Source organism: Streptomyces sp. NPDC026301, from assembly GCF_055567935.1.
Window position 1 is genome coordinate 116829 of record NZ_JBVHPN010000016.1, and the last position, 17846, is coordinate 134674.

Annotated in this window: 14 protein-coding genes; 10 read left to right on the forward strand and 4 right to left on the reverse strand. The window is 72.2% G+C overall.

Annotated elements, in window-relative coordinates; translation table 11 throughout:
- Positions 1 to 10: 10 nt before the first annotated feature.
- A complete protein-coding gene (locus ACZ4MH_RS26400) occupies positions 11 to 1033 on the reverse strand; it encodes an adenosine deaminase (protein ID WP_351599639.1) in 1023 nt (340 codons plus the stop codon).
- 219 nt (positions 1034 to 1252) lie between these two features.
- Here ACZ4MH_RS26400 and ACZ4MH_RS26405 point away from each other — a divergent pair, with 219 nt between their 5' ends.
- Positions 1253 to 1978, forward strand: coding sequence for a DUF4190 domain-containing protein (locus ACZ4MH_RS26405; RefSeq protein ID WP_351599638.1), 726 nt, complete (start codon positions 1253 to 1255; stop codon positions 1976 to 1978).
- A 52-nt stretch (positions 1979 to 2030) separates the two neighbouring features.
- Here ACZ4MH_RS26405 and ACZ4MH_RS26410 read toward each other — a convergent pair whose 3' ends face one another.
- Complete coding sequence (locus tag ACZ4MH_RS26410) at positions 2031 to 2615, reverse strand: NADAR family protein (protein ID WP_351599637.1); 585 nt, start codon at positions 2613 to 2615, stop codon at positions 2031 to 2033.
- Positions 2616 to 2865: 250 nt separating this feature from the next.
- On the opposite strand from ACZ4MH_RS26410, the gene ACZ4MH_RS26415 reads away from it, so the two are divergent.
- From ACZ4MH_RS26415 to ACZ4MH_RS26445, 7 genes are all read left to right on the forward strand, one after another.
- Positions 2866 to 4383 (forward strand): gamma-aminobutyraldehyde dehydrogenase, encoded by a 1518-nt coding sequence (locus ACZ4MH_RS26415; protein WP_351599636.1) that lies wholly within the window; start codon positions 2866 to 2868, stop codon positions 4381 to 4383.
- Positions 4384 to 4454: 71 nt separating this feature from the next.
- Positions 4455 to 5702 carry a polyamine ABC transporter substrate-binding protein gene (locus ACZ4MH_RS26420; RefSeq protein ID WP_351599635.1) on the forward strand — a complete coding sequence of 416 codons (1248 nt, stop codon included), beginning with the start codon at positions 4455 to 4457 and terminating at the stop codon, positions 5700 to 5702.
- 60 nt (positions 5703 to 5762) lie between these two features.
- Positions 5763 to 6929, forward strand: coding sequence for an ABC transporter ATP-binding protein (locus tag ACZ4MH_RS26425; protein WP_351599634.1), 1167 nt, complete (start codon positions 5763 to 5765; stop codon positions 6927 to 6929).
- Positions 6926 to 7858, forward strand: a complete 933-nt coding sequence (locus ACZ4MH_RS26430; protein ID WP_351599633.1) for an ABC transporter permease — start codon at positions 6926 to 6928, stop codon at positions 7856 to 7858. Before ACZ4MH_RS26425 ends, ACZ4MH_RS26430 begins: the two co-directional genes overlap by 4 nt.
- Positions 7858 to 8643, forward strand: a complete 786-nt coding sequence (locus tag ACZ4MH_RS26435) for an ABC transporter permease (protein ID WP_351599632.1) — start codon at positions 7858 to 7860, stop codon at positions 8641 to 8643. The genes ACZ4MH_RS26430 and ACZ4MH_RS26435 overlap by 1 nt, the downstream gene beginning before the upstream one ends.
- A gap of 5 nt (positions 8644 to 8648) precedes the next feature.
- Entirely contained in the window at positions 8649 to 10097 is a 1449-nt protein-coding gene (locus ACZ4MH_RS26440; protein ID WP_467754721.1) for an NAD(P)/FAD-dependent oxidoreductase, read from the forward strand.
- Positions 10098 to 10309: 212 nt separating this feature from the next.
- Positions 10310 to 10768 carry a hypothetical protein gene (locus tag ACZ4MH_RS26445; protein ID WP_351599631.1) on the forward strand — a complete coding sequence of 153 codons (459 nt, stop codon included), beginning with the start codon at positions 10310 to 10312 and terminating at the stop codon, positions 10766 to 10768.
- Here ACZ4MH_RS26445 and ACZ4MH_RS26450 read toward each other — a convergent pair.
- Positions 10695 to 11615, reverse strand: coding sequence for a phosphatase PAP2 family protein (locus ACZ4MH_RS26450; RefSeq protein WP_467754722.1), 921 nt, complete (start codon positions 11613 to 11615; stop codon positions 10695 to 10697). The two genes, ACZ4MH_RS26445 and ACZ4MH_RS26450, sit on opposite strands and share 74 nt — an antisense overlap.
- A 200-nt stretch (positions 11616 to 11815) precedes the next feature.
- A complete protein-coding gene (gene gabT, locus ACZ4MH_RS26455) occupies positions 11816 to 13165 on the reverse strand; it encodes a 4-aminobutyrate--2-oxoglutarate transaminase (RefSeq protein WP_351599088.1) in 1350 nt (449 codons plus the stop codon).
- A 275-nt stretch (positions 13166 to 13440) separates the two neighbouring features.
- Between gabT and ACZ4MH_RS26460 the strand changes: the two genes are divergently transcribed.
- The gene (locus ACZ4MH_RS26460; RefSeq protein ID WP_351599086.1) at positions 13441 to 15906 is read left to right on the forward strand and encodes a type IV secretory system conjugative DNA transfer family protein; all 2466 of its coding nucleotides are present in this window, start codon (positions 13441 to 13443) and stop codon (positions 15904 to 15906) included.
- A gap of 246 nt (positions 15907 to 16152) precedes the next feature.
- The gene (locus tag ACZ4MH_RS26465; RefSeq protein WP_351599084.1) at positions 16153 to 17811 is read left to right on the forward strand and encodes a PucR family transcriptional regulator; all 1659 of its coding nucleotides are present in this window, start codon (positions 16153 to 16155) and stop codon (positions 17809 to 17811) included.
- The last annotated feature ends 35 nt before the right edge of the window (positions 17812 to 17846 follow it).

The following is a 17846-nucleotide window of genomic DNA, read 5'->3' on the forward strand; positions in this document are numbered from 1 at the left end:
GGGCCGAGGGTCAGCGGGGCCAGGAAGTGGTGTACGCGTCGATCTCCGCGGCGAGGCGGGCCTTGGCCGGTGCGTCCATGAAGGACGCCTCGACGGCGTTCTTCGCCAGCGCGGCGAGGCCCGCCTCGTCCAGCTCCAGCAGCCGCGCGGCCACGCCGTACTCGGTGTTCAGGTCCGTGCCGAACATCGGCGGGTCGTCGCTGTTGATCGTCACCAGCACCCCGGCGGCCACCATCTCCTTGACCGGGTGCTCGTCGAGGGTGCGGACCGCGCGGGTGGCGATGTTCGACGTCGGGCAGACCTCCAGCGGGATGCGGTGCTCCGCGAGGTGGGCCAGCAGCTTCGGGTCCTGTACGGAGCTGGTGCCGTGGCCGATGCGCTCGGCGCGCAGCTCGGTCAGCGCGTCCCACACCGTCTCGGGGCCCGTGGTCTCGCCGGCGTGCGGCACGGAGTGCAGGCCCTCGGCGATGGCGCGGTCGAAGTACGGCTTGAACTGCGGGCGCGGTACCCCTATTTCGGGTCCGCCGAGGCCGAAGGAGACCAGGCCCTCGGGCTTGAGGCCGCAGGCGATGCGCGCGGTCTCCTCCGCCGACTCCAGGCCCGCCTCGCCGGGGATGTCGAAGCACCAGCGCAGCACGACGCCGAGCTCCGACTCGGCGGACTTGCGGGCGTCCTCGATCGCCTCGACGAACGCGGCGTCCGGGATGCCGCGGCGGGTGGAGCTGTACGGGGTCATGGTCAGCTCGGCGTAGCGGATGTTCTGCCGGGCCATGTCGCGGGCGACCTCGTACGTCAGCAGGCGCACGTCCTCGGCGTCGCGGATCAGGTCCACGACCGAGAGGTAGACCTCGATGAAGTGCGCGAAGTCGCGGAAGGTGAAGTAGTCCACCAGCGCTTCGGGGTCGGTGGGCACCTTGGAGTCGGGGTGCCGGGCGGCCAGCTCCGCGACGATGCGCGGGGAGGCCGAGCCGACGTGGTGGACGTGCAGCTCCGCCTTGGGCAGGCCCGCGATGAATGCGTCGAGGTCGGACAACGGTGCCTCCTGGGCGGCGGGGTGCCGGTCGGTCGTGGTGTCGGTCGGTCGTCATCGTATGCGGCGTGGGCGGGGGCGCCGGGCGTTGGGCGGGTGCCGGGCCGTACGGCGGCCGGGCCGCCGGGGAGCGCGTGGCCGCGGGGCCGTTGGGGAGCACGGCCGCGGGGCCGTCGGGCGTGGCCGGGTCTTAGCATGGAGCGCAGCCAATGGGGGAGAGCCATGTCCGACAGTCAGCAGCCCGAGCCGCTTGACCCGTGGGCGCCGCCGCCCGCGGACGGAGTGCCGCCGCACCGGCCGGACACGGGGGCGCACGGCCTGCCGCCGTACGGCACGTCGGCGCACGACCAGCAGACCGCGGGCGCCGGCTTCGCCGTCCCCGCCCCACCGCCCGCCCCCGGCCACGCCTCGGCTCCCGGCCACGCCCCCGCCCCGGGCCCCGCGCCCGCCGGACCGCAGACCGGGTACGGAACGCCGTATCCCCAGCAGCCGCAGCCGTACTACGGGCCCCAGCCGTACGGCACTCAGCCCCACCACTCCGCATACGGCATATCCGGCCCAGGCATACCCGGCCCCGCCCCCTACGGCCTCGTGCCCGGCGGGCCCGGTACGCAGGCCGGCTGGCCCGGGCAGCCGAACAACGGCATGGGCATCGCCGCGCTCGTCCTCGGCATTCTCAGCATCCTCTCCAGCCTCACCCTCCTCTTCGGTGTCCTCACGGGCGTCCTCGGGATCATCTTCGGCGCCCTCGGCCGGGCCAAGGCCAAGCGGGGCGAGGCGACCAACGGCGGCATGGCGCTGGCCGGTCTCCTCTGCGGCGTGGCCGGCGTCCTCGTGAGCGTCCTGCTGATCGTCGCGATCGTCGTCGCGGCCAACGGCCGCACCGGCAGTGACACCTACGACGGCTACTCCGACACCTACAGCGCGGCCCCCGCCCCCGGCCGCTGACCTCCGCCCCGGGGCCCGCCCCCGCGGTCCCCGCCCCGTCGGCCCCGGCCGCTCAGCCCCGCTCCGCCGCCAGTCGCTGCCGGGCCTCCATCAGCGCGAAGCCCAGGAGATTCAGCCCCTGCCAGCGGGCCGGATCGGCGGCGCGCTCGTCGTCGGCGGCGAGCCCGATGCCCCATATCCGGTCCAGCGGGCTGGCCTCGACCAGCACCCGCTGCCCCGTGCCCAGCAGATAGTCGCGCAGGGCCGCATCCTGCCCGAACTTCCGCACGCTCCCCTCGACCACCAGGTCGTACCGATGGCGCTGCCACGTCTCGTCGTCGAAGCCGCGCACGGCACGGCCCGCGTCCTTCGCCTGCTTGGGGTGGCCGGCGCGCAGCACCCGCTGCCACGCCTGGCGGTCGCCGAACAGCCGCGCCTTGCCGGCCATCATCCAGTGCTCCGCCGTGGCGTACCGCACGCCGTCCACCTCGAAGGGCGCGGGCCACCACTGGCTGAAGCAGCTCGCCCCGAGGCTGCCGTCCCGGCGCGGCGCGTGGCCCCAGAAGTACACGTACTCGTGCTTACCGCCCGACTCCAGGGCCGCGCACAGCTCCGCCACCGATCGCGGCCCGTCGGCCACTCCCGTCTCCTCCGTCATCCCAGCCGCCCCCGCTCTTCCCCGCTCCGGTCTTCCCCGGTCCTGCACCATGCCGGGATTCTGTCAGCGGGCACTGACAACCTGTCGGGCGTCGGAACGACGGATTTCGCAGAATCCGTCGCGTAACCAAAAGGCAACAACGGAATCACTTGTTGGGGTCCACCTTTCCTGTCAAGATCGGCCATCAATTCGGGAAAGAGCTACGCCCGGCAGTGCCGTGAAAACCCGGCCGCCGGTGGAGGAGAGCGCCATGGATCAGCGATTCGATGTCACCGAACGATTCGCCCAGGGGGCTCAGTTCATCGCGGGAGAGCTGCGCCCGGGGACCTCCGGACGCACCCAGGCCGTCACCGATCCGGCCACCGGCGAGCAGGTGTACACGTACGAGCTGGCCGGCACGGCCGACGTGGACGCGGCCGTCGGCGCGGCCCGGCAGGCGCTCCCCGAATGGGCGGGCGCCACGCCCGGCGAGCGCTCCGACGCGCTGCACCGCTTCGCCGCCGTACTGGAAGAGCAGACCGAGGAATTCGCGTACGCCGAGTCGCTGCAGTGCGGCAAGCCGATCAAGCTGAGCCGGGAGTTCGACGTCCCCGGCTCGGTGGACAACGCCGCGTTCTTCGCGGGCGCCGCGCGCCACCTGGAGGGCAAGGCGGCCGGCGAGTACAGCGGCGACCACACCTCCTCGGTCCGCCGCGAGCCCATCGGCGTCGTCGGCTCCATCGCGCCGTGGAACTACCCGCTGCAGATGGCGAGCTGGAAGATCCTCCCGGCGATCGCGGCAGGCAACACCATCGTCCTCAAGCCCGCCGAGATCACCCCGCTGACCTCGGTGATGTACGCCCAGGCCGCGCAGGCCGCGGGCCTGCCGGACGGCGTCGTCAACATCGTCTCGGGCGCCGGACGGGACGCCGGCGAGCACCTCGTCGGCCACCCCGACGTCGCGATGACCTCCTTCACCGGCTCCACCGCCGTCGGCAAGCGGGTCGCCGAGATCGCCACCGCCACCGTCAAGCGCCTCCACCTCGAACTCGGCGGCAAGGCCCCCTTCGTGGTCTTCGACGACGCCGACCTGGACGCCGCCGTGCACGGCGCGGTGGCCGGCGCGCTCATCAACACCGGCCAGGACTGCACGGCCGCCACCCGCGCCTACGTCCAGCGCCCGCTGTACGACGCGTTCGTCAGCGGCGTCGCCGACCTGATGGCGACCGTACGGCTCGGCGACCCCTTCGACCCGGCCACCGACCTCGGCCCGCTCATCTCGCACGCCCAGCGCGACCGGGTGGCCGAATTCGTCGAGCGCGCGCGGAAGTACGCCACCGTCGTCACCGGCGGCGAGGCGCCCCGGGGCGGGCTGGCCAAGGGCGCGTACTACCGGCCCACGCTCATCGCGGACGCCGCGCAGGACAGCGAGATCGTGCAGTCCGAGATCTTCGGCCCGGTGCTGGTCGTGCTGCCCTTCGACACCGACGACGAGGGCATCGCGCTCGCCAACGACACCCCCTACGGGCTCGCCGCCTCCGCCTGGAGCCGCGACGTGTACCGCACCGGGCGCGCCGTCCGCGAGATCAAGGCCGGCTGCGTGTGGGTCAACGACCACATCCCGATCATCAGCGAGATGCCGCACGGCGGATACAAAGCCTCTGGCTACGGCAAGGACATGTCGGCGTACTCCTTCGAGGAGTACACGCAGGTCAAGCACGTCATGTACGACATCACGGGCGTGGCCAGGAAGGACTGGCACCGCACCGTCTTCGGGGACCGCGGCTGAGGCCGCGCGCACGTCCGACTCCACCGGCTGACCCCCGGGTTCACCTTCGATCCCCTGAAAGGCCACACCGTATGGAGCACAACGAGCGGCCCGAGCGGCTCTCCCTCGCGGAGCTGAAGCTGATGCGGCGCAGCATGACCGACGGCCGGATGGCGCTCACCCGGCGCGGCCTGCTGCGCGCGAGCGGCGCCGGTCTGCTGTCGGTCGGCGCGCTGGGCGCCCTGACGGGCTGCGGCATCCCGCCCGCCGCCCGTACCGACGCCGGCGACTCCGAGGACCACTCCAAGAAGGAGAAGTGGCTCGCCTTCTCCAACTGGACGGAGTACATCGACGTCAGTGAGGACGAGAAGCACCACCCGACGCTGGAGGCGTTCGCGAAGCGCACCGGCATCAAGGTCAAGTACACCGAGGACATCAACGACAACGACGAGTTCTTCGGCAAGGTCCAGCCGCAGCTCGCGGCCGGCCAGGACACCGGGCGCGACCTGATCTGCCTGACCGACTGGATGTGCGCGCGGATGATCGGGTTCGGCTGGATCCAGCCGCTGAACCCGGCGAACCTGCCGCACGCTTACACGAATCTGTCGCAGCAGTTCCGCAATCCCGACTGGGATCCCGGGCGCGCCCACTCCTACACGTGGCAGGGCGTCCCCACCGTCATCGCGTACAACAAGAAGGCCACCGGCGGCCGCAAAATCGACTCCGTCGGCCAGCTGCTGGACGATCCCAAGCTCAAGGGGAAGGTCTCCTTCCTCTCCGAGATGCGCGACAGCATCGGCATGACCCTGCTGGACATGGGCAAACGGCCCGAGGACGTCACCGCGGACGACTTCGACGCGGCGATCGCCCGCCTCCAGAAGGCGGTCGACAGCAAGCAGATCCGCCGCTTCACCGGCAACGACTACCTCAACGACCTCAGCAAGGGCGACCTGGCGGCCTGCCTCGCCTGGGCGGGCGACGTCGTCCAGCTGCAGAATGACAACGCCGACATCGAGTACGCCATTCCGGAGGCGGGCTACACGACCGCGGCGGACAACCTGATGGTGCCCAACAAGGCGCGCCACAAGGAGAACGCCGAGCGCCTCATCGACTACTTCTACGAGCCGAAGGTGGCCGCGCAGATCGCCGCGTACATCAATTACGTGTGCCCGGTCGACGGGGTGCGCGAGGAGCTCGCGAAGATCGACAAGAAGCTGGCGGACAACAAGCTGATCCTCCCCGACGAGGAAATGGCGTCCAAGTCGCACACCTTCCGCGCGCTCGACGGCAAGGAAAGCAAGGAGTTCTCGCAGAAGTTCGCCGATCTCACCGGCGCCTGACCGTCCGACCGGTCCCTTCGCCCTTCCCCCCATCCGACCACTCGCCCCGGGACTTGATACATGACCGACCTCGCGACGACCGACAGCAGCGGCGGCGACGTCCGCCTCACCGGGATCAGCAAGACCTACGGCTCCTTCACGGCCGTCCAGCCGCTCGACCTCACCGTCCCCGCCGGCTCCTTCTTCGCCCTGCTCGGCGCCTCCGGCTGCGGCAAGACCACCACCCTGCGCATGATCGCGGGCCTGGAGGAGCCCACCACCGGCACCGTCGAACTCGCCGGCAAGGACGTCACCGCGCTGCCGCCCTACAAGCGCCCGGTGAACACCGTCTTCCAGAACTACGCGCTCTTCCCGCACCTGGACATCTACGAGAACGTCGCCTTCGGGCTGCGCCGCCGCGGCGTCAAGTCCGTGAAGAAGCAGGTCGAGGACATGCTCGACCTCGTACAGCTCGGCCCCATGGCGCGCCGCAAGCCCACCCAGCTCTCCGGCGGCCAGCAGCAGCGCGTGGCCGTGGCCCGCGCCCTGATCAACCACCCGCAGGTGCTCCTCCTGGACGAGCCGCTCGGCGCCCTCGACCTCAAGCTGCGCCGCCAGATGCAGCTGGAGCTCAAGCGCATCCAGACCGAGGTCGGCATCACCTTCGTGCACGTCACGCACGACCAGGAGGAGGCCATGACGATGGCCGACACGGTCGCGGTGATGAACGGCGGCCGGGTCGAGCAGCTCGGCGCCCCCGCCGACCTGTACGAGAACCCCGGCACCACCTTCGTCGCCAACTTCCTCGGCACCTCCAACCTCATCGCGGCGGAGATCGCCGAGGCGGGCGGCGACCAGCTGCTGCTGACGGCCGGGGACACCAAGCTGCGGCTGCCCGCCGCGCGATGTTCCGCGAGCAGCGTCCGTACGGGCGAGAAGGTGCTGGCGGGCGTCCGCCCCGAGAAGGTCACCCTCGCGCACGCCGACGACGCGGGGTCCATACCGGAGGGCGCCAACCGGCTGCCGGGCCGCATCAAGGACGCCGGCTTCATCGGCGTCTCCACGCAGTACGTGATCGAGACCCCGGGCGCCGGCGAACTGGCCGTGTACGAGCAGAACATCGAGCGCGACGGCCGGCTGGTGCCGGGCGCCGAGGTGGTCATGCACTGGAACCCCGCGCACACCTTCGCGTTCTCCGCCGACCAGGACATCACCGCCGGTGCGGACGCCGACGAGGAGGCCGCGTGAGCGCCGCCACCGAGGCGCCGCCGGAGCCGACGCCCGCGCCCGTCCTCGAAGTACGCAAGCCCCCCACCCGTAAGCGGCTCGTCCCCTACTGGCTGCTGCTGCCCGGCATCCTGTGGCTGCTGGTCTTCTTCGCCGCGCCGCTGGTCTACCAGGCGTCCACCTCGCTCCAGACCGGCTCCCTCGAAGAGGGCTTCAAGGTCACCTGGCACGTGGCCACCTACTGGGACGCGCTGGGGGAGTACTGGCCGCAGTTCGTCCGCTCGGTGGCCTTCGCCGCCATCGCGACGCTGCTCTGCCTCGTCCTGGGCTACCCGCTCGCCTACCTGATCGCCTTCAAGGCGGGCCGCTGGCGCAACGTCGTGATGATCCTGGTCATCGCGCCGTTCTTCACCAGCTTCCTGATCCGCACGCTCGCCTGGAAGACCATCCTCGCCGACAGCGGCCCGGTCGTCGGCGTCCTCAACTCGCTGCACATCCTGGACGTCACCAGCGCGATCGGCCTCACTGAAGGCACCCGCGTGCTCGCCACGCCGCTCGCGGTGGTCTGCGGCCTCACGTACAACTTCCTGCCGTTCATGATCCTGCCGCTCTACACCTGCCTGGAGCGGATCGATCCCCGGCTCCATGAGGCGGCGGGCGACCTGTACGCCAAGCCGGTCACCACCTTCCGCCGGGTGACCTTCCCGCTGTCCATGCCCGGCGTGGTCGCGGGCACGCTGCTGACCTTCATCCCGGCCGCCGGCGACTACATCAACGCCGAGCTGCTGGGCTCCACCGACCAGAAGATGATCGGCAACGTGATCCAGTCGCAGTTCCTGCGCGTCCTGGACTACCCGACCGCGGCCGCCCTCTCCTTCATCCTCATGGCGGCCATCCTCGCCATGGTCACCATCTACATCCGCAAGTCGGGGACGGAGGACCTGGTCTGATGCGCTGGCTTCGACGCAACGCGGTGGTGATCGGGGGCCTGCTGACGCTGGCGTACCTCATCCTGCCCAACGTCATCGTGATGGTCTTCTCGTTCAACAAGCCGAACGGGCGCTTCAACTACGAGTGGCAGCGGTTCTCCACCGACGCCTGGACCGACCCCTGCGGCGTCGCCGACCTGTGCGGCTCCCTCGGGCTGAGCCTGCAGATCGCGGTCTGGGCGACGATCGGCGCGACCGTACTGGGCACCCTGATCGCCTTCGCGCTGGCCCGCTACCGCTTCCGCGCCCGCGCGTCCGTCAACACGCTGATCTTCCTGCCGATGGCGATGCCCGAGGTCGTCATGGCCGCCTCGCTGGCCACGCTCTTCCTCAACATGGGCATCCAGTTCGGCTTCTGGACGATCCTGATCGCGCACATCATGTTCTGCCTGAGCTTCGTGGTCACCGCGGTCAAGGCCCGCGTGATGAGCATGGACCCGCGGCTGGAACAGGCCGCTCAGGACCTCTACGCCACTCCGGTGCAGACGTTCCTGAAGGTGACGCTGCCGATCGCGGCACCCGGTATCGCCGCGGGCGCGCTGCTCTCCTTCGCCCTTTCGTTCGACGATTTCATCATCACCAATTTCAACGCGGGCTCCACCGTGACCTTTCCCATGTTCGTCTGGGGATCGGCGCAACGGGGCACGCCCGTTCAGATCAATGTCATCGGAACAGCGATGTTCCTCATCGCCGTGCTCTGCGTACTGGGCGGACAATTGTTCACCGGACGCCGTAAGAGGAGCTGAGAACCATGGCACGAGCTGCCATGAACCCCACCGCCGGGCAGACCGCCCGGACGCCCGCACCGGCCGCCCAGGCGCTCGCGGACGCCGCCCCCACCCCCTTCTGGCTGGACGATCCCGACCGCCCCGCGGCCCTCCCGGTCCTCGTCGGCGACGAGCGGTGCGACCTGCTCGTCGTCGGCGGCGGCTACAGCGGCCTGTGGACCGCGCTGCTGGCCAAGGAGCGCGACCCGGAACGCGACGTCGTCCTCGTCGAGGGCCAGGAGATCGGCTGGGCCGCCTCCGGCCGCAACGGCGGCTTCTGCGCCGCCTCGCTCACCCACGGCCTCGGCAACGGCCTGGCCCGCTGGCCCGGCGAGCTGAAGAAGCTCGAGGAGCTGGGCGCCCGCAACCTCGATGCCATCGGGGCGGCCGTCGAGCGGTACGGCATCGACTGCGCCTTCGAGCGCACCGGCGAGATCGACCTGGCCACCGAGCCGCACCAGGTCGCCGAGCTCCGCGAGGCCGCCGAGGACGCCGCCCGCCTCGGCCTCACCGGGTACGACCTCCTCGACCAGGACGCCGTGCGCGCCGAGGTCGACTCGCCGGCCTTCCTGGCCGGCCTGTGGAACCGCGACGGCGTCGCCATGCTCAACCCGGCCCGCCTCGCCTGGGGCCTGAAGCAGGCGTGCCTGGACCTGGGCGTACGGATCTACGAGCACACCCGCGCCACCGACCTGGCCTCCGACGGCACCGGCATGGCGGTCCGCACGCCCTACGGGCGCGTCTTCGCCCGCCACGTGGCGCTCGGCACCAACGCCTTCCCGAACCTGGTGCGCAGGGTGCGCCCGTACATCGTCCCGGTCTACGACCACGCGCTGATGACCGAGCCGCTCACCGAGGAGCAGCTCGCCGCGATCGGCTGGAAGAACCGCCAGGGGCTGTCCGACAGCAACAACCACTTCCACTACTTCCGCCTCACCGCCGACAACCGCATCCTGTGGGGCGGTTACGACATCGTCTACCGCTACGGCGGCGGCGTCCGCGCCGAGTACGACCACCACCCCGCCACCTACGAGAAGCTCGCCCGCCACTTCTTCCAGCACTTCCCGCAGCTGGAGGAGGTCCGCTTCAGCCACGCCTGGGGCGGCGCGATCGACACCTGCGCGCGCTTCTCGGCGTTCTTCGGCACCGCGCACGCCGGACGGGTCGCGTACGCGGCGGGCTACACCGGCCTCGGCGTGGGCGCCACCCGCTTCGGCGCCGACGTCATGCTCGACCTGCTCTCGGGCGCGCGCACGGAACGCACGGAGCTGGAGATGGTCCGCACGAAGCCGCTGCCGTTCCCGCCGGAGCCGCTGCGCTGGGCCGGCATCGGCATCACCCAGTGGTCGATGTCCCGCGCCGACGCGCGCGGCGGCCGGCGGAACCTCTGGCTGAAGGCGATGGACAAGGTGGGGCTGGGCTTCGACAGCTGACCGGCCGACCGGCTGACCGACCGGCTGACCGGCCGGCTGTCCGGACCCGGCGCGGGCGGGCCGACACGGCGCGCCCGCGCACCACCGAGTGGTCAGGTGTGATCCATGACACCCCAAGATCCTGATCAACCCGTGTAAGGAGGCGGCGGCCTCCCGCTCTCCCTCTCGGAACGCGGCCCCGACGGGCCGACGGGCGAAAGAGGGAGGCAGCCATGGATGCTGCGGGGGACAAGCGTGCCCTGGAATGGCTCGTGTCGGTGGCACCGGACCCGGAGGCCTGCCGCTTCGAATGGGAGCGCAGCCCGCTCGGGGTGACCCTGCTCCCGGCCGGGCTGCGCTGGGACGTCCTGATCGTCCCCGGAACGCTGGGGTACCCCACCCTCGACGTGCTCACGTGCTGCCTGGACCGCCCCGGCCCCGTGCTCGCCGACTTCGGCGACTGCCGCATGGGCTTCTTCGTCCCGCCGGGCACGACGGCCCGCTGGGTCGGCACCGGGGTGCGCGGGGCCGGCCTGGGCACCTGGATCGTCGTGCCCTACCCGGGCCGGATCACCGGCGGCACCCGCTGGCTCGTCACCCCGGACGGCGACGGCACCCTCACCGACCCCGGCGTCCTCGAACTCGCCCTGCACGAGGCGGCGGCCCGGGTGGCGGGCGCCGGCGACGGATGACCTCTCCGTACAGCGCTTCGTGCAGTGCTCCGTGGAGGAGGACGAGCAGCGCCGCCGAGAGCAGCCACGAGCCGAGGACGTCCACCGGCCAGTGGTAGCCGCGGACGACCAGGCCCGGGCCGTTCGCCAGGACCAGGACGAGCGCCGCGGTGGTCAGCAGGCGGCGGGACAACGGGGCGGCCGCGTACGGGAGCAGGAGCAGCGCGGCCGCCCCGTACGCGACGGCGGCCGTCGCGGCGTGCCCCGAAGGGTAGAAGCCGGTCGCGCCGGCCAGCCTGCCCGGCGGCGCGGGCCGGGCGAGCGCGGCCTGCAGCGGCCCGACGAGCGCCGGCACCGCGGCCATTGCGACGGCGGCGGCGAGCGGCGGCAGCCACCAGTGGGGGAGTCCCGCGGCGCGGGCGCGCCACGCGGCGTACGCGGCGGCGGCCAGCAGTACGGGCAGGGCCACCGCCATGTTGCCCAGGTCGGCGAGGAGTTCGGCGAGCGGCGCCGGGAGGGCGCGGTCCAGGAGTACGTGATCCAGCCGGGCGTCCAGCCGCAGCAGCGGCCCGTGTGCCGCGACCTGCCAGGTGAGGAGCGCGAAGAGCGCGAGCGTCGCGGTCAGTGTGCACGCGAGCGCGTGAAGAGAGGCCGGCCGCCCCGGAACAGGGGGGGTGGTTCCGGGACGGCCGTGCTGACCGGCGAACCGCGCGCCCCGGGGGGTCTGGGGCGCGCGTCCATCCGATCGGTGAGGATTCCCGGAGCCGGAGGCTCCGGTGGTGTGCGCGAGGGCACAGCCAGGTCGAAGCCGGGGAAGCGCCGACCGGGCATCGCTCGCAGTCCCCTGCGAGCGAGGTGTTTCTCTCATCTGCAGAAACCGTACGGCAGAGCGGCGGCCCTCCGACAGGCGGATCACCCACCCGCCATGGCCCCCGCACATCTTCTTCACGCCGTCTCGCCACTTCGGGCCGGTAGCCCGGATTCCGCGTCCGGCAAGCGCTGAGTGCCCGTACGGATGTCCGTACGGGCACTCAGCGGCTCGCGTGGGAAGGAACGCCTTCCTTCGCTCTAGAGCGCGGCGAAGGCGTTCTCCAGGATGTCCAGACCCTCGTTCAGCAGGTCCTCGCCGATGACCAGCGGCGGCAGGAAGCGCACGACGTTGCCGTACGTGCCGGTGGTCAGGATGAGCAGGCCCTCCTGGTGGCACGCCTTGGCCAGCGCCGAGGTCGCCTCCGGGTTCGGGTCCTTCGAGCCGGACTGCACCAGCTCGATCGCGATCATCGCGCCGCGGCCGCGGACCTCGCCGATGATGTCGTACTTCTCGGCCATGGTGGTCAGCCGGGCCTTCATGACCTCTTCGATGCGCTTGGCCTTGCCGTTGAGGTCCTGCTCGCGCATGGTCTCGATGGCACCGACCGCGGCGGCGCAGGCCACCGGGTTACCGCCGTACGTACCGCCCAGGCCACCCGCGTGCGCGGCGTCCATCATCTCCGCGCGCCCGGTCACGGCCGCCAGCGGCAGACCGCCGGCGATGCCCTTCGCGGTCGTGATCAGGTCCGGGACGATGCCCTCGTCCTCGCACGCGAACCACTGACCGGTCCGGCAGAAGCCGGACTGGATCTCGTCCGCGACGAAGACGATCCCGTTCTCCTTCGCGAAGTTCGCGATGGCGGGCAGGAAGCCCTTCGCCGGCTCGATGAAGCCGCCCTCGCCGAGCACGGGCTCGATGATGATCGCGGCGACGTTCTCGGCGCCGATCTGCTTGGTGATCTGCGAGATGGCCTGGTCGGCGGCCTCCTGCGCACAGTTCTCCGGGCCGGTCAGCCAGCGGTAGGGGTACGCCAGCGGCACGCGGTACACCTCGGGCGCGAACGGCCCGAAGCCGTGCTTGTACGGCATGTTCTTCGCCGTCAGCGCCATCGTCAGGTTCGTACGGCCGTGGTAACCGTGGTCGAACACGACCACGGCCTGCCGCTTGGTGTACGCACGCGCGATCTTGACGGCGTTCTCCACGGCCTCGGCGCCGGAGTTGAACAGCGCCGACTTCTTCTCGTGGTCGCCCGGGGTCAGCTCGGCGAGCGCCTCACAGACCTCGATGTAGGGCTCGTACGGCGTGACCATGGCACAGGTGTGGGTGAAGTCCGCGAGCTGCGCGGTCGCGCGGCGCACGACGGCCTCGGCGCTGCTGCCGACCGAGGTCACGGCGATGCCGGAGCCGAAGTCGATGAGGGAGTTGCCGTCCACGTCCTCCAGGACGCCACCGCCGGCGCGCTTGATGAAGACGGGCAGGACCGCGCCGACACCGGCCGCCACGGTGGCCTGCTTGCGCTCCCACAGCGCCTGGGACTTGGGGCCGGGGATCGCGGTGACGACGCGGCGCTCCTGGGGGAGGGCGGGGCCTCCGGTCAGTTCGGACATGGGAGTCTCCTGGAAGCAACGAGGACGCACAGAGGTGACGTACTACGGGACGTACCGCGCGTACTGGACGTACTGAGGGGTTGTCCTCGCAGGCTAGGGGCGGCGGGGCGGGAGCGGCATGCACCGTTCGGGAGAAGTGCGCGCCCCGCGTTGTCCGCACCGGACATAGCGCGGGACGGGTATGACGACGGCGTCCGGCCAGTAGATTGATCCGCGGCACACCGATCGCCGTTCGCCGCACCGCCGCCGCTGACTAGGGGGAACAGGGACACCGGATGGACACCGAGGGCACGCACGACGCACGCAACACCCACTCGCCCGGAATCCCGCATCCGGCGCCCCCGCCCGCTCCGGCGGCTGTGCCGCCGATGCCGAAGGCGCCACCTGGTGCGGGACCGGTGCCCGGCGGTGCGCCCGGCGCGCCGGAATCCCCCTTCATGACCTGGCTCCGCGCCCCACGCGTCCTGGCGGGCCCGGGCATCTGGTCCTTCGAACACCGGCCCCGGCCGAAGGAGGAGCCGCACGAGATCGCGGTGCCGCAGCTGATCGCCGGAGCCGTCATCTCGTTCCTGTGCGCCTGGCTGCTGTGGTCGCTGCTGATGAACGGCTATCTCGGGCCGTACTGGAAGTGGCCCCTGGAAGTGATGCTGCCCGATTCCTGGAAGACGGGTAATACGGGCGTCATCTCCTCGTTCGTCTACATGGCGCTCATCCTCGGCGTGATCGTCGTCGTCTTCGGACGGGTCGGGCGGTGGCCCGCCCTCTTCCGGCGGCTGCTCGCCCCCGCGGGCCGCCGGGTGTGGAAAAGGCTGCCCGGCTGGCTGGCCCCGAAGGCCCCCGCTGCCCTGCCCGGTGGCGCGCTGATCCTGCGTGCCGTGCTGACCCTGGCCGTCGTCTGGTTCCTCTGGCAGTGGTGCACCGACGAGTCGCGCGATGCGTCGCTCCTCATGCTCCAGCTGGAGAATCTGACCCCCGTCTCGGGCGACGCGGCGTCGTACTTCTACTACTCCACGAGCTACTCCCTCATCGACCTCGCGCTGCTGCTGGCGCTCTTCAGCCCCTTCGGGTGCTGGGCCGAGGTGTGGCGCCGCTATACCCCCGCGGGTCAACGCCGTAGGGCCGACGACGCGGACGGGTCCGCCTCCGCCGCGCCCGTCCTCCAGGTCGACCACGCCGAATGGGCCGAGTTGCGGGCCGCGGGGGCGGGGGACGCTGCGGAGCGGTTGGCCCGGGAGGCGCGGGCCGGGCTGATGAATGATGTCGATCATGCGCGGATCACCCGGGCCTGGGAGTCCGTACGGGTGCAGACCAGCCGCTTCCCCGCGTTCGTCGACAACGTCCAGCAGCACGGCTCCGGCGCCTGCGGCCACCCCTCCGGCGCCCGCGACCTGCCGGTGCGGACCGCCCGGCACGATCTGCTCACCGGCCAGGTACGCATCGGCACCGCCTCCGACGACGTCCGCAACCCCTACGAGCGGCGCGGCGTCGGGTACGCGCTCGACCCGGCCGTGCTCGGGACCTCGCTGCTGGCGGTCGGACCGCCCGGTGCGGGCAAGACGAACCGCCTGGTGCGCCCCGTCCTGGAGACGATGTGCCTGCAGGCGCTCGCCGGCCGGGCCGCGGTGGTCTCGGTCGGGGCGGCCGGAACCGGGCCGGCGGGGGACGACGCGTTCGATGCCGTCGTCCGCGTCGGGCACCGCGAATCCCCCTGTGACCTCGACCTCTACGGCGGTACCACCGACCCCGATGAGGCCGCTGCCGTGTTGGCGGAGGCGTTGGTGGGGGATGTGGTGGCGGGGGCGCCGGGTGGGGAGAGTCGGCGGGCGGGGACGGTGCTGGGGCAGTTGCTGGGGCCGTTCCGGGTGGCGTACGGGCGGTTTCCCGGGGTGGCGGAACTGCGGGAGTTGCTGGACGGGTCGCCGGAGGCGATGGCCGCGCTGCGGGGCGCGCTGGATGCGGCGGGGGAGAACGGTGCGCTGCGCGAGCTGGACGCGCGGGAGCGGCAGGCGGCGCGTGCCGGGGACGTGGGCGCGCTGCTCGCGGACCGGATCGCGTTGCTGGACCGGCCCGCGTTCGCCGGCTTCTTCGACCCCTCGGGGCAGTCGCGGCAGGTGTCGCTGCGGGCGCTGGACCGCCCGCTGCGGGTGCGGATCGAACTGCCCGAGCGCGGGCACGCCGACGCGTCGCGGATTCTCGCGCGACTCGTGCTGGCGCAGTTCACGGAGTGCGCGGTGGCGCGCTCCGACCGGTCGGTGTTCGCGTGCCTGGTGCTCGACGACGCCTCGCATGTCGTGACGCAGGAGGCGCTGCGGGGGCTGCAACGGCTGCGGTCCGCGAACGCGGGGGTCGTGCTGACGCTGCGGGCGCTGGACGACGTGCCCGAGGCGCTGCGTGGCGCGCTGCTGGGGACGGTCGGCTGCCGGATGGCGTTTGCGGGCGTGACGACGTGGGACGGCGCGCGCTTCGCCGAGGTGTGGGGCAAGGCGTGGGTGGAGACGCGGGACGTCACCGACCGGCAGATCGTGTCCGATGAGCCGTTCACCAAGCTGATGCACTCGATCAGGCGGCTGGTGACGGGGAAGGACGTGACGGCGAAGGCGGTGACGGTGCGGACCGTGGAGCGGGAGCGGTGGTCGGCGTCGGACCTGGCCAACGCCGTACCGGCCGGGCACGCGGTGCTGTCGGTGACGTCCGTGACGGGGGAGTCGGCACCACCGGTGCTGGTGGATCTGCGGGGGTGACGCGCGGGGGCGGAATGCCGTGGGGCGGCGGGGAGCCGTGGGGCGGCGCGCGGCGGAGGGGCGTGCGCTGTCGGGTGCGGCTCCGCGCCGGGACCCGTCCCGTACGGCGGCCCTCGCGGCTCCGTACGGCCCTCGTGGCCCCCGAAGTGGCCGCCTTGATTCCTCCGCTGAGGCAGAATCGGGGGTGGCCGTTCGTACGGGACGGAGAAAACCCCCGCCACACGCCTCACGCGCAACGAAGGTCCCATGCCTCACACCCTCGCCTCCCTCGCCCACCACTCCGCGCTCAAGCTGACCGTGCTCGCGGGCGAGGACCGGCTGGACACACCGGTGCGCTGGGCGCACGTGAGCGAGCTGATCGACCCCGTCCCGTACATGGAGGGCGGCGAGCTGCTGCTGATCACCGCGCTCAAGCTGGACGCGGAGGACCCGGAGGTCGCGCGGCGCTACGTACACCGCGTCGCCGGGGCCGGGGTGGTCGGCCTGGGCTTCGCGGTCGGGGTGAATTACGACGACGTGCCCGAGGCGCTGCTCACCGCGGCCCGCGAGGCGGACTTCCCGCTGCTGGCGGTGCCGCGCCGGACGCCGTTCGTGGCGATCAGCAAGGCCGTCTCGGCGGCCGTGGCGGCCGATCAGTACCGGGCGGTGACCGAGGGCTTCGAGGCGCAGCGGGAGCTGACGCGGGCGGCGCTGAGCGCCGAGGGCCCGGCGGAGCTGCTCGCCCGGCTCGCCGCGCACCTCAAGGGCTGGGCCGCGTTGTACGACGCCTCCGGCACGGTCGTCGCCGCGGCCCCCGACTGGGCGGCCCGCCGCGCCGCCCGCCTCACCGCCGACATCGCGCGGCTGCGGGAGCGGCCGGCCCCCGCGAGTTCGGTGGTGGCGGACACCGAGGGCGACGACCGGGTGGAGCTGCAGTCGCTGGGCACCGGGCGCCGGGCGCGCGGCGTCCTCGCGGTCGGCACGGGCGCCCCGCTGGGCACAGCCGAGCGGTACGCCGTGCACTCCGCCGTCGCCCTGCTGACCCTGACCACCGAACGGTCCCGCGCGCTGCAGGACGCCGAGCAGCGGCTCGGCGCCGCGGTGCTGCGGATGCTGCTGGCCGGCGAGCCGGACCACGCGCGGGCTGTGGCCGGGAGGCTGTACGGCGGGCTGCTGGACGCGCCGTTCCGGGTACTGGTGGCCGAGCCGGTGAACGGGAACGCGAACGGGAACGGGAACGGCGAGGACCGGTCCGCCGACGGAACCCCGGCCGCGCTGGACGCGCTGGCCGACGCGATGGAGTCTGCGGCGGCGCGCGGCGGCGAGGCGGTGCTCGCGGTCCCGGACGGCACCCGGCTGACCGTGCTCGCGACGGACGGCGGCGCCGCCATCGAGGCGTGCGCCGACCACGCCGCCGCGCTGGAGGCCCGGTCCGGGAACGGCGCGGGCAAGCGCAAGGGCGCGGCCGGCGGCGACACGGTACGCGGCACGCCGGGCCTGGCCGTGGGCCTCTCCGCGCCGTCCGGGCCGGCCGCGGCGGCGACCGCGTACCGCCAGGCCGAGCAGGCGCTGTCGGTGGCCAGGCGGCGGGCGCGGGTCCTGGTCGAGCACGAGGACGTGGCGGCCGGCTCCGTACTGCCGCTGCTCGCCGACGACGCGGTACGCGCCTTCGCCGACGGCATGCTGCGGGCGCTGCACGACCACGACGCGACCGGCCGCGGCGACCTCGTCGCCTCACTGCGGGCCTGGCTGTCCCGGCACGGCCAGTGGGACGCGGCCGCCGCCGACCTCGGGGTGCACCGGCACACGCTGCGCTACCGGATGCGCCGCGTCGAGGAGATCCTCGGCCGCTCGCTGGACGACCCGGACGTACGGATGGAACTGTGGCTGGCCCTGAAGGCCACGACACTGTCCCCGGACGCCTGAGAGCCCGCGCCTGAGCCGCCGGAGGCGCGGCGGAG